A 12382-nucleotide genomic window follows, 5' to 3' on the forward strand; every position below is an offset into this window, starting at 1 on the left:
CCTTTTTCAAAAGAAGCCCCTTTACCACTTTCTCCTGACCGTGTCTGAAAGAGTCATATCCGTATATATTTTTCAAAAGTCTTCTTGCTTTTCCCAGCATTTTATACCTCTCTCAAATTTCTTTATACTGAAATTATAACAAATATGCTGATAATTTCAACAACTAAAAATCAACAACCCTTTCTGACATAGATTCAAGGTGTTCTTTTGCTTCCCTTTTATGGCAGATTTTTTTTATCACACTTATTTATTTTTCAGATATGTTTTTGAATTTTTCCAGCAATATAAAATATTTATTAACAAATAATAATACTAAAACCCTGAGTTTCGGAACACACCTAATTAAGAAAAAGAGCAAATTAAAATTTATTTTAATATTAATTTATTTTCAAAAATAGTATAATTTATACCAAATGAATTTTATAACAAAACTTATATGAGGAAAAAGGTGCAATAATAATATGAAAAAATTTAAGAAAATATATATAGAAATCACAAACATCTGCAACCTTAGTTGCCATTTCTGTCCAAAGAGTGACAGAAAACCAGAATATATGAATCTCAATTCTTTTGAAAAAATACTTGATGAGATAAAGCCTTTTACTGATTACATCTACCTCCATGTAAAGGGAGAGCCACTTCTTCATCCGCAGATAGATGAGTTTCTTGATCTAGCCCACAACAAGGGATTCAAGGTAAACATAACAACCAACGGCTCATTTATAGGGGATACAGGAAAAAATATAATGATGAAACCCGCCTTGAGACAGATGAATTTTTCCTTACATAGTTTCGGAGGGAACCTGGAAAATGTCCATAGAGATAACTATATTAAAACCATCCTATCTTTTTCCAAAGAAGCCCTTGAAAAAACAGATATTTACATCTCTCTGAGGCTTTGGAACTTCAATAAGGAATATAAAGATGAGACTCAGAATGGAAATAATGAGGTTCTTGAGATATTAGAAAAAGAGTTTCAACTGAATTATAAAATAAGCGATGTGCTGAGCCCTGGAAAAGGAGTTAAAATCTGCAATAAACTCTATCTTAACTCTGACTATGAATTCAAGTGGCCTGATGCAGATGATCTCTATGAAAATACAGATGGCTTCTGCTATGGTATGAGAAGTCATATCGCCATCTTGGTTGACGGCACGGTGGTTCCCTGCTGTCTTGACGGAGAAGGTATTATAAATCTAGGAAATATTTACAGAGATAGTTTCAGAGACATAATTAACAGCAGCAGATCTCAAGCTATTTACAACGGATTTTCTGAAAACACAGCCGTAGAAGAGCTGTGTAAAAAATGTCAGTTCAAAATCTGATTTTTATAAAATTAAATGCAAGAAAAACAGGCAGTGTATTTTATAGAATACACTGCCTGTTTTTTTATACTCAGATTTATAAAACGTCTTCTCTAACTTCTTCACCTTTTTTTACTCTTTTTTTAAATTTCTCGCTGATCCCCATAATTTTTATATAAAATACAGGGACAAAGAATATCAGTAACAATGTAGCCGAAAGCATTCCTCCTGCTGTTGCAGTACCTAGAGATTGACGGCTTTCTGCTCCTGCTCCTGTAGCATAAGTAAGAGGTAATACACCCAATATGAATGTAAATGCTGTCATCAATATAGGTCTGAATCTGAGACGGGAAGCCTCGAGGGCGGACTCAGTCAGAGACATCCCGGAGTTGCTTTCTTCTTTTGCAAACTCGGATATCAGAATTGCAGTCTTACAGGTCATGGCTATAAGAAGTACAATTCCTAGCTGAGTATACACATTGATATCCATCTGCCTGATTGACAGAGCGACAACTGTACCCAAAACTGCCAGAGGAACAGTAAGAACTATCGTCAGAGGAAGGGTCCAGCTTTCATACTGAGCACAAAGTACAAGATATACAAAAAGTACTGCCAGTCCAAAAATAAATACTATATTCCCTTCAGCAGCCTTTTCCTGGTAAGACATTCCTGTCCACTCAAATCCCATGGAAGACGGAAGATTTTCTTTAGCCAGATCCTCCATTATCTGCATGGCTTCTCCGGAACTTGTAAAGCCTGCACCCTGTCCGCTTATTGTTGCAGATGGATACATATTGTACCTGGTAATAATCTGAGGTCCTACAGCTTCCTCTACAGAGAGTACTGTTCCCATTGGGATCATCTCACCATTTTCATTACGAACTTCCAGTTTTTTTATATCTTCTGCAGTTGCTCTGTAATTGGCATCTGCCTGAGCTCTTACCTGGTAATTACGCCCAAACTGATTGAAATCATTGACATATGTAGAACCTAGATTTCCCTGGAGAGTATTAAATATATTTGACAGAGGTATTTTCAGTGTTTTAGCCTGAGTTCTGTCTAGAACTGTTAATAACTGAGGTACATTAGCTCTGTAAGTGCTGTATACTCTTGTAAGTTTAGACTGAGAATTAGCATTCATAACTATATTCTGTACAGCTTTTTCCAGATTTGCAGAACCGGCACTGGCCCTGTCCTGGATTTGCATCTGAAACCCTCCGGCATTTCCGAGACCCCTTATTGGAGGCGGAGTAAACACAAGGATTCTGGCTTCCTGAATATCGCCCACACTTTTAGATATTTCTCCTATGATATTTTCCATATCAAGCCCGGCTTTTTTACGCTCTTCCCAAGATTTAAAAACTATCCAGAAGGCGGCATTATTTGAAGCTGCGGCTCCGTCCATAATTGAATACCCAGAAATGGCTATCTTATTTTCAATTCCTTCCACTTTTTCCAAACGCTCAGAAATTTTATTTACCACAGCCTTAGTTCTGGTAAGGGAAGCAGCATCTGGGAGCTGTACATTTATCATTGCATAACCTGCATCCTCTTTGGGAACGAACCCTTTTGGAAGGGAGTCGTATTTCCAGAATACTCCCAGAGTTATGATTATAAATGCAAGTATCATTACAGCCCCGCGTCTTACAAGAGATGTCAAAACTTTGGCATAGCCTTTTTGAGTCTTTCCAAAAATTGAGTTAAATCCTCTTGTAAATATATTGTGTTTTTTGTTGGGATTTTTTGGTCTTAAGAATATTGCGCACAATGCCGGACTTAAAGTCAGTGCATTTATGGAACTGAATATTGTTGCAGTTGCAATAGTAAGAGCAAACTGACGGTAAAGCTGTCCTGTGATTCCTCCTAAGAACGCCGTGGGAATGAAAACTGACAGTAAAACCAAAGTCGTGGCCACTACCGGGCCGGTTATCTCTTCCATTGCCTTTATGGCGGCTTCACGTGGCGCGAGGCCATTCTCGTCTATATTTCTCACGGCATTTTCTACTACTATGATTGCATCATCTACTACTATACCGATTGCAAGAACCAATCCAAATAGTGATAAGGTGTTTATACTCACTCCCAGAGCGGCCATTACTGCAAATGTTCCGATAAGAGATACCGGAATTGCTATCGTAGGGATGAGAGTAGCTCTCCAGTCCTCAAGAAACAGAAGTATAGTTAAAAAAACCAAAATAACAGATATAAAAAGTGTTTCCACTACCTCATTTATCGAAGACTTTACAAATGTGGTAGTATCAAAAGGAATATCAGCCTTCATTCCCTGAGGAAATTTTTCGCTCAATTCATCAATTCTTTCTTTTACACTTTCTGCCACTTCAAGGGCATTGGCTTCTGGCTGAAGGAACACAGCCATGGCAGCAGATGGCTGTCCGTTGAGTTGACTAGAGACATTATAACTCTGAGATCCTAGTTCTACTCTGGCTACATCCCTGACTCTTATCATTCCACCATCAGGAGTAGTTTTAACTATAATATTTTCAAATTCTTCTGTGGTATTTAGTTTTCCTCTCATATTTACTGTAAATTGAAAATTTTGGTCAACAGGTGACGGTTCCTGACCTATCTGCCCTGCTGCTACCTGGGTGTTTTGCTCTCTGACGGCACTCACTACATCTGTACTCGTGAGTCCCCTTGCTTTGAGTTTGTCTGGGTATAACCAGATTCTCATACTATAGTCTCCAGCACCAAATACTGTTATTCCACCGACACCTTTTATCCTTGACAACTCATCCTTTATATTAAGGGTGGCATAGTTACTGAGAAAAAGATCGTCCTGCATGGGATTATCTGAAGTCAGGCTGGCTAAAAGCAGTATGTTAGAAGATCTTTTAGCTGTTGTGACTCCCTGTCTCTGTACCTCTTCAGGAAGGGATGACAGTGCCTGGGACACACGATTCTGAACCAGGTTCTGTGCCACATCCATATCTGTCCCAACCTGAAAAGTAACACTCAGTGAGTACTCTCCGCTGTTAGAACTGTTACTTGACATATAGAGCATATTTTCCACACCGTTTACCTCGCCCTCTATAGGCTGAGCCACAGTAAGAGATATTGTCTCTGCATTTGCACCTGGATAAACTGCCGAGACCTGTATTGTCGGCGGGGCAATTTCAGGATACTGTGCTACCGGAAGAGACTTTAGGGTAACCAGTCCTGCAATAACTATTACAATTGAAATAACACCTGCAAAAATGGGACGTTTTATAAAAAATTTACTAAACATTATTTATTCCTCCTAAATAGATTAATTTTCCGTTTTAGGACTTTTATTTTCTGAGTTTTCTTCATCTATAGGAGAAACTTCACGTCCTGGATAAGCCATCTGGATACCGCTTACTATTATACGGTCACTTGGCTCTATTCCTGATTTTATAACCCTCATGCCATCTATGAGATCTCCGATCTCAACATTTTTGTAATCTACAATATTCTCATTGTTTACAGCCAGTAAATAATATCCCTGCTGATCTCTTCCCACTATATGATCCGGCACAAGAAGGGCGTTTTCTATAGTTTTTTCAGCTATTTTTATGTTTGCAAACATTCCCGGGAGTATGTCATTTTTACTGTTTTCAAAAATACCTCTTACCTGTATATTTCCTGTTCCTGGGTTTACTCTGTTATTGATGTAATCTATTTTTCCCTTATGAGAAAATTCTTTATCTAAAAGTCCTAAATATACATCTGTTGTACCGGCTTTATTATTTAAAAAATCAGAGTCCACAATATCTCTCTCGTTCACATTAAAATACACATAAATAGATTCATCTTTTATAATTGTTGCAAGGAGTGTATGTTCTCCGGACCCTATCAGGTTCCCTGCATCCACGAGGCTTCTGTCAATACGTCCGCTTATAGGGGCATGTATTGTAGTATATGAAAGATCCAGTTCTGAAGTTTCTACTGCTGCCTTTGCAGACTCTATTGCGGCCTTAGCCACTTCCACATCTGCTCTTGCCTGGATTACACTTACTTCACTTACAGCTCGCTCCTTATACGCCATATCCATCCTTTGAAAAGTTGCTTCAGCTGCTTTTAGTTTTGATATTTCGATTGCCAATTTAGCTTTTGCTTCACCTAATTTTGCTTTATAAGGACGTTGATCTATTACAAATAAAAGATCACCTTTTTTTACAAAAGAACCAGGTTTAAACATTACCTTTTCCAAGTATCCCTCTACACGGGGTCTTATCTCTACAGAATCCATAGCCTCTGTAATTCCTGTAAACTCCAAATAATTTATAACATTTTTCTGTACAGGCGTATTTACTGTCACTTTAGACGGAGGAGGCGGAGAGTAGGTATTTTGTTCCTTGCATCCAGTTAAAAGTGTCCCCATAATGAGAATTGTGAAAACCAGGCTGTAAATTTTTTTGTTTTTAGAATCCATATGAATGCTCCTTTTAAATTATATTTTTAATTTTTAAAATCTATTTTTTATTTTTAACAATGGAATCAGGGTCCCATCCTCCGCCCAAGGCTGCATAGAGACGTATAAAGTTTTCTGCGCTGTCTCCCCTCGCCTGAGCCAGACTGTCTTCAGAAATAAACTGGCTAAGCTGTGAATTTAAAACGTTTTCAAAATCTACAAGCCCCTGTTTATAAAGATTCAGAGAAAGTTCTACTGTTTTCTTAGAAGCTTCTACCGTTTTTTCAAGATAACCAAGACGCATACTGTCCTCTGTATATGCCGTCATAGAATTTTCAGCTTCATTCAATGCACCCAATACCGTATTCTCATACTGGATAGCCTTTTGACGGACAAGAGCATCTTGTACATCGATCTGGTTCAAAATACTCCCACCAGAGAATATATTCCATCTTAAAGATGGACCTATTGAAAAATAGTTTCCGCCTGAACTAAAAAGATTCCTGCTTGCCACTGATTGATATCCAAAAGATCCAGAAAGAGAAAATTGTGGATAGAGATCAGCCTTAGCAATACCTACACGGGCCGTTTCAACAGCTAGCTGACGTTCTGCTCTTCTGATATCCGGACGTTGTCTGAGGATATCTGCAGGAACCCCTATAGCCGCATCCTTAGGAGGCACAGGTATTTCCCTTTGTTCTGACAGTAATTCATTGAGCTCACCAGGATTACGTCCTAGCAGTACAGCCATGGTATTTATCGCCTCTGATAACTGTATCCTCAGAGGAGGCACTGTAGCTTCAGAACTAGCAAGAGCCTGTTCTGCCTGGGCCACTTCAAGAGCAGTGGCTAGTCCGTACTTGAATCTAGATCCTGTGATCCTTACAACTTCCTGCTGCAATTCAATATTGGAGTTTGAAGCTGATAGTCTAGCTTGATAAGTTCTTATTTTTATATAATTCAGAGCGACTCTTGAATTGATTGAGATCATGACGTCATTTTTGTCTTCCTGCACAGCTTCATAATTAGCCTTTGCAGCCTCTATACTCCGCCTAACCCGGCCAAAAAGATCTATTTCCCAGCCTGCCTCAAGGCCCAGTCCTTTATATGTATTTGTAACACCTGAATAACCGGCATTTTCACTGGTTCTCTGTCTAAGAAGGTCTCCCTCTATACCTACTGCAGGGTATCGGTCTCCTGTCACTACCCCTAGCCTGGAACGGTATTCATCTACACGAGCCATGGACTCTTTGAGGTCTAAGTTACTACTAGATGCTTCCTTTATCAGTCCATCTAGCATAGGGTCATTAAAGAGTTTCCACCACTGTTCTGAGGCTCGGTTTTCTGCTTTAAAATCCCCGGCCTTTTCTCCGCTCCATTTTTCAGGTACTTTTACATCTGGTGAGACATAGTCAGGTCCTACAGAAGTACATCCTGTCAGCATTATTACCGCTGACATGGTTAAAACTGCAGGTAGTTTTTTAAATTTCAGTTTTTCTTTTCCTCTCATCCTTTTCAACTCCGATATTTTAGTTTTTTATATGTTTTTATTTTAAAAAAGTAAAATTAGTTAAATTTTAACTAACTATATTTATAAAAAATTATTCCCTCAGCAGTTTCTTCAATATCTCCATAAAATTACCAACCTCTTCATCTGTAAGAGAGCCCAGTCTTTCCTCTGCAAATTTACCTGCTGATATCTCTTTCAGCTTTACTATTTTTTTTCCTTTTTCAGTAAGTTTTATATAAAATACCCTTTTATCTGAAGAACTCTGCTCCCTGTAGACACATCCGAGTTTTGTCAGCTTGTTGATTATCTCAGTGACCGAGGGCTTAGTTATGTTTAGAATTTCCGACAATTCGCTGAATGTCATATTTGGGTTTTTTTCTATCAGAGCTAAATAATGAAACTGCTTTATTTGCATCTCATAAGACCCCAGTTCTTTTGAAATATCTATATTGCACTTGGATAATTCATTAGAAAATTTTATTATCAGACCTGTTAACTCCTCTTTTTTATACATAATCGACCTCTTTTAAAAAATTTGTTAGTTCCAAACTAAATAAATTAAACTTTATCACTTTTATATAGACAAGTCAACTATTTTATGATTATCAACTTTCTGTAAAAAAAGCCTGACCCCCTAAAATAAGAGGAATCAAGCCTTTTAAAAATTATCATTATATTTTACCAATTACCTCCAGATTATTCTGAAGTTTTTTACTCTGCTAAATTAATAAGAAATTCTCCTAGTTTTTCCACTGCCAAAGCTTCGTCTTCTCCTGCTGCATGAATTGTTACTTTAGACCCTTTCTTTATTCCAAGAGAAAGGATTTTTAAAAGAGAAGTCCCCTTTACTTTAAGCCCCTTTTCATTTTCAACTTCAATTTTAGACTCAAACTCTTTTGCAAGTTTTACAAAATCATTTCCCGGTCTTGTATGAAGTCCTGCGTGATTGGTCACTTCAATTTCGATCTTAGCCATTTACATTCCCCTCCACCATTAGTTTAATTCTTCAAATTATTTACTCTACTATTTTCTTTATATCATTTGCAATAAACTGGGCTTTTGCTCCGAATATGGCCTGAACTCCATTTTTACCTACTTTCAAGACCCCGGCAGCTCCTAATTTTTTGAGCTCTCCTTCGTTTACTATATCTGTATTTTTTACCTCTACTCTGAGTCTCGTAATACATGCATCTGTAGAAACTATATTTTCTTTTCCTCCCAGGGCAGATATAACGAGAACTGCAACTTCATTCTCAGAAAGTTTGATATCACTGGTTATTTCTTCTTCGTCTTCTCTTCCTGGTGTCTTAAGGTTAAACTTCTTAATAAAGAATGTAAACAGAACATAGTAAACCACAAAGTATATTGCTCCTACTACAATGACCAAGTACCAAGGAGTTTTATTCGGAAGTACTCCGAAAGAGATGAAATCGATTAGTCCCCCTGAGAATGTCATTCCTATTCTCACATTCAGCATATTCATAAGCAGGAATGAAGTAGCTGCAAGTACACAGTGTACTCCGTACAAGACCGGTGCCACAAAGAGGAATAAGAACTCAATAGGCTCTGTAATTCCTGTAAGGAAAGATGTAAGTGCTGCAGAAAGCAGTATTCCTCCTGCTATCTTTTTCTTAGATGGTTTTGCCTGTTTGTACATTGCAAGAGCGGCCCCAGGAAGTCCAAACATCATGAATGCAAACTTTCCTGTCATATATGCCCCTGTACTTCCAAAACTTGCAACATTATCTTGAAGTTTTGCAAAGAATATAACCTGGTCTCCCCTGAATACCTGACCTAAAGAGTTGGTCCATTCTCCGAATTCAAACCAGAAAGGAGAATAGAATATATGATGAAGACCAAAGGGTATAAGTGCTCTTTCAATTAGTCCAAATACAAAGGTTGAAAAAGCTGTCGGATTTTCTCCGATTACTGCAAGAGATGCCAGTCCCACTTGAATTGGTTTCCATACATATGGAAATACAAGTCCCACAAAGAAAGATAAAAATGCAGTAGCTATTGGCACAAATCTTTTCCCCGAGAAGAATCCCAGATAAGCAGGTAGTTCTATTTTATAAAACCTCTTGTACATCATGGCTCCGATTACTCCTGCAATGATACCACCGAAAACTCCGGTCTGAAGTGTCGGTATACCCATAACCTGTGCAAAGGCTTTATTTCCAAGTGCAATCTCTGCTGCTGCACCGGTAGTAACTCCCATAACTGTGTTCATAATCAACAGCGATACTATGGCTGCAAGTCCTATAGCAGATCCCACTGCAAATAACAGAGGTAAATTGGAAAATATAACCCCTCCTGCCGCCGCCATCAAAGTAGAATTTAATACATTTGGCTGTCCAAAAGCTAATAACAATCCCGCTGCAGGTAGTATTGCAACTGGCGTCATCAGTGCTTTACCTATCTTTTGTAGTTGTGCAAATCCTTTCATCTTTACCTCCTAGTTATTTTTTAATTTGACTTTCATTAATAATTCTCCGACCTTCACATCACCAGAAGCTACAATTTTTATTTCTTCCACTTCGTCCATAGAATTTATTACCACTGGCGTTATTACAGATTTAGCGTTTTCTTTTATAAATTTAAGATCATATTTTACAAGTTCGTCTCCAGGCTTCACTTTGGTACCGGGTTTTCCTATTCTCTGGAAGCCTTCTCCTCCTAGTTTCACCGTATCTATTCCGAAATGCACGATAAGTTCTATACCTTTTTCTGTTTCAAAACTGACTGCGTGATTAGTATCAAAAATATCTACTTCCCCTTCTACAGGTGAATATACAGATCCTTCTGCAGGGTCTATGGCACACCCGTCGCCTATCATTTTTTTTGCAAATGCCTCGTCTGGAACCATTGAAAGCTCAATGACTTTTCCATTTAGCGGGGAATATATCTCCACCCACTCTTCCTCTTTTTTCTTTTTTAGAAAATCAAATAATCCCATATTAACTCTCCTTTCTTTTTAAAGACCTGTTTTTAAGAACACATTACCCGCTGTAACCTCTTAAATATAACCAGTTTAGATAAATCATTTAATGTTTTTTGTAATTATGTATAAAGTTTTTCATCAAATAATTGATCTATTTTTTTGAGCCTTTTTTAAACCAAGTTTCTTTCCTGTGTTTTACAAACAATTTGTTTGTGTTGTTTTCAATCTATATTTCCGTTATTCGTTACACTGACATATTATCCTCCAAAAGATTTTTTGTCAACATTTTTTTCTAAAAAAATGAGCCTTTTTTGAGAAGGGCTTTCTTTTTTATATAAAAACAGACTCTTTAGTTATTTGACTTTTTTTTATAAAGATAGTAGTATTATGTTAAGTTTTAAAGAGAAAAGGGGGATGGTTTTGGGAAATAAAAAAGGTCTCTCCAAAGAAAGATACGAGATTATAGAACCTTTCTTGAATAAAGAAAAAAAGCTCAAAGATATAGAAAACGAAAAAAACATATCCTATGCTACATTAAAAAGATGGGTGAAAGCTTATAAAGAAGATGGAATAGAAGGGCTCATAAAAAAAGAAAGAAAAGATAAAAATCAATATAGAAGTCTCGATGATAAAACCTACGAATTTATAAAAAAGTCTTATGAAAAAAATCCAGATATAAAGATAAGCAGCCTTTATGAAAAATGCTGCAATTTTATAAATACTTTCAGTGACAAAACAGTGAGTTATCACACTGTTTACAGAGCTGTAAATAATCTGGATGATTTTGTAAAAAATCATGCCTCAATAAATATAGAAAAAATAAAAAAGAAACACCAGGCCTATAGAATTGTTCAGACAGATCTGGATATAAACGTAAGAGATTTTAGGCAGAACTCCATGAAAAAGCCATATCTTTATCTCATATACGATATTGCAACAGATGATATTCTCAATTATTATCTCAGTTTTTCCAAGTTGGACCTCAAAAAATCCACTGCTTTTTTGAGGGATACAATTATAAAAAATTATAAATCAGATGAAGACTTTTTTATAAAACCACATAATCTTCTGATAGACTCTTTCGAAATAAAAAACAAAAGAAAAATTGAACTGATAAAAGAAACATTGGATATAAAAATAGAAAACTACTATGAGCAGAATAAAGAGATGGAGAAGTTCATAAATTTTCTTAAGTCAGATTTAAAAAAAATTCTGAGAGAAACACATCTTCCGATGTCTTTAATGGAATTGGATAAGGTCCTGTACTCGTATATTTTTATGAACAACATTAAAAATTTAAACGAGGAGAAGCCTTTTTCGCCTTCGGGGACTTTAAAAGATATAGATCAGTTAGATATTTTACTGGGAAGTGCCAAAAGAAAAGTGCAGGAATACGGAATACGATTCAGAAACGGAATTTATCGAAATCTAGATTTAAAAAAATATACAGGAAAGATTTTAGAGATAAAATACAATGTTAACGACCCCAAAGAAATAAAAGTTTATTTTAAGGGAAATTTTTTATGTATGGCCTATCTTTCTGCAAATGAAAATTTTTAGGCACAACAAAAGAGGTCGCATAGGCGACCTCTTTTTCATTGATTCTTTTTAAAATTATTTTTTTTCATTTTTAACTTCATAAGCAGGTCTCCTGCTTTTATCTCCCCTATAGCCACTACATCTATACTCTCCACCTCATCCATAGACGTTATTATTATGGGGCTTATGGCTGATTTAGCATTCTTCCTTATAAAATCCAGATCATATTTTACAAGTTCATCCCCTATACGTACAATGGTCCCTGGCTCTCCTATCCTTTCAAACCCCATGCCGTCAAGATCTACAGTGTCTATTCCTAAATGAACTATCATCTCCAGTCCGTTTTCCATCTCAAAGGTGACTGCATGATTAGTATCAAAAATATCAACTTCCCCTTCCACAGGGGCAAAGACAGACCCTTCTGAAGGATCAATGGCACACCCATCTCCTATCATTTTTTTTGAAAAAGCCTCATCAGGAACTTCTTCCAAACTCATAACTTTCCCGTTTATAGGAGAATAAACCTTTATATATTCACAATTCTTTCTGTTTTTTTTTAACAATCCTAATATCCCCATATTATTCACTCCTTTTGTCAGCTATTCATACCATATTATCCCAACTTTTCAATAAAAACAACCTTGTCATTTTTTTTAATTTGTCCATAAAAAAAGAGGCTATGCCTCGTTCAACCC

At 36.7% G+C, this 12382-nt stretch carries 10 protein-coding genes; 2 read left to right on the plus strand and 8 right to left on the minus strand.

From position 1 onward, the window contains the following. Nucleotides 1-461: 461 nt before the first annotated feature. Nucleotides 462-1325 carry a radical SAM/SPASM domain-containing protein gene (locus ABZA26_RS01385; RefSeq protein ID WP_372712728.1) on the plus strand — a complete coding sequence of 288 codons (864 nt, stop codon included), beginning with the start codon at nucleotides 462-464 and terminating at the stop codon, nucleotides 1323-1325. Nucleotides 1326-1401: 76 nt separating this feature from the next. Here the strand turns inward: ABZA26_RS01385 and ABZA26_RS01390 are convergent, their stop codons facing one another. The 7 genes from ABZA26_RS01390 to ABZA26_RS01420 form a co-directional block, all read right to left on the minus strand. Further along, the gene (locus ABZA26_RS01390; protein WP_372712729.1) at nucleotides 1402-4551 is read right to left on the minus strand and encodes an efflux RND transporter permease subunit; all 3150 of its coding nucleotides are present in this window, start codon (nucleotides 4549-4551) and stop codon (nucleotides 1402-1404) included. Between the two features lie 21 nt (nucleotides 4552-4572). Next, nucleotides 4573-5718, minus strand: coding sequence for an efflux RND transporter periplasmic adaptor subunit (locus ABZA26_RS01395; protein WP_372712730.1), 1146 nt, complete (start codon nucleotides 5716-5718; stop codon nucleotides 4573-4575). Nucleotides 5719-5758: 40 nt separating this feature from the next. Next, on the minus strand, nucleotides 5759-7207 hold the full coding sequence (locus tag ABZA26_RS01400; RefSeq protein WP_372712731.1) for an efflux transporter outer membrane subunit: 1449 nt from the start codon (nucleotides 7205-7207) through the stop codon (nucleotides 5759-5761). A 91-nt stretch (nucleotides 7208-7298) separates the two neighbouring features. Beyond that, entirely contained in the window at nucleotides 7299-7721 is a 423-nt protein-coding gene (locus ABZA26_RS01405; RefSeq protein WP_372712732.1) for a MarR family winged helix-turn-helix transcriptional regulator, read from the minus strand. A gap of 197 nt (nucleotides 7722-7918) precedes the next feature. Further along, the gene (locus ABZA26_RS01410) at nucleotides 7919-8182 is read right to left on the minus strand and encodes an HPr family phosphocarrier protein (RefSeq protein ID WP_372712733.1); all 264 of its coding nucleotides are present in this window, start codon (nucleotides 8180-8182) and stop codon (nucleotides 7919-7921) included. A 40-nt stretch (nucleotides 8183-8222) separates the two neighbouring features. Next, complete coding sequence (gene ptsG / locus ABZA26_RS01415) at nucleotides 8223-9653, minus strand: glucose-specific PTS transporter subunit IIBC (protein WP_372712734.1); 1431 nt, start codon at nucleotides 9651-9653, stop codon at nucleotides 8223-8225. 9 nt (nucleotides 9654-9662) lie between these two features. Continuing rightward, nucleotides 9663-10163 (minus strand): PTS glucose transporter subunit IIA, encoded by a 501-nt coding sequence (locus ABZA26_RS01420; protein WP_372712735.1) that lies wholly within the window; start codon nucleotides 10161-10163, stop codon nucleotides 9663-9665. 405 nt (nucleotides 10164-10568) lie between these two features. Between ABZA26_RS01420 and ABZA26_RS01425 the strand changes: the two genes are divergently transcribed. Beyond that, complete coding sequence (locus tag ABZA26_RS01425) at nucleotides 10569-11708, plus strand: Mu transposase C-terminal domain-containing protein (RefSeq protein ID WP_372712736.1); 1140 nt, start codon at nucleotides 10569-10571, stop codon at nucleotides 11706-11708. Between the two features lie 35 nt (nucleotides 11709-11743). On the opposite strand, the gene ABZA26_RS01430 is transcribed toward ABZA26_RS01425, so the two are convergent. Further along, a complete protein-coding gene (locus tag ABZA26_RS01430) occupies nucleotides 11744-12265 on the minus strand; it encodes a PTS glucose transporter subunit IIA (RefSeq protein ID WP_372712737.1) in 522 nt (173 codons plus the stop codon). Nucleotides 12266-12382 lie beyond the last annotated feature (117 nt).

Source organism: Ilyobacter sp., from assembly GCF_041583315.1.
In the GTDB taxonomy this organism is placed as follows: domain Bacteria; phylum Fusobacteriota; class Fusobacteriia; order Fusobacteriales; family Fusobacteriaceae; genus Ilyobacter.

Bases quoted from the DNA above. Each gene is read 5' to 3' on its own strand.
- ptsG (WP_372712734.1), bottom strand. From the start codon at position 9,653: ATGAAAGGATTTGCACAACTACAAAAGATAGGTAAAGCACTGATGACG.
- ABZA26_RS01430 (WP_372712737.1), bottom strand. From the start codon at position 12,265: ATGGGGATATTAGGATTGTTAAAAAAAAACAGAAAGAATTGTGAATAT.
- ABZA26_RS01420 (WP_372712735.1), bottom strand. From the start codon at position 10,163: ATGGGATTATTTGATTTTCTAAAAAAGAAAAAAGAGGAAGAGTGGGTG.
- ABZA26_RS01390 (WP_372712729.1), bottom strand. From the start codon at position 4,551: ATGTTTAGTAAATTTTTTATAAAACGTCCCATTTTTGCAGGTGTTATT.
- ABZA26_RS01400 (WP_372712731.1), bottom strand. From the start codon at position 7,207: ATGAGAGGAAAAGAAAAACTGAAATTTAAAAAACTACCTGCAGTTTTA.
- ABZA26_RS01385 (WP_372712728.1), top strand. From the start codon at position 462: ATGAAAAAATTTAAGAAAATATATATAGAAATCACAAACATCTGCAAC.
- ABZA26_RS01410 (WP_372712733.1), bottom strand. From the start codon at position 8,182: ATGGCTAAGATCGAAATTGAAGTGACCAATCACGCAGGACTTCATACA.
- ABZA26_RS01395 (WP_372712730.1), bottom strand. From the start codon at position 5,718: ATGGATTCTAAAAACAAAAAAATTTACAGCCTGGTTTTCACAATTCTC.
- ABZA26_RS01405 (WP_372712732.1), bottom strand. From the start codon at position 7,721: ATGTATAAAAAAGAGGAGTTAACAGGTCTGATAATAAAATTTTCTAAT.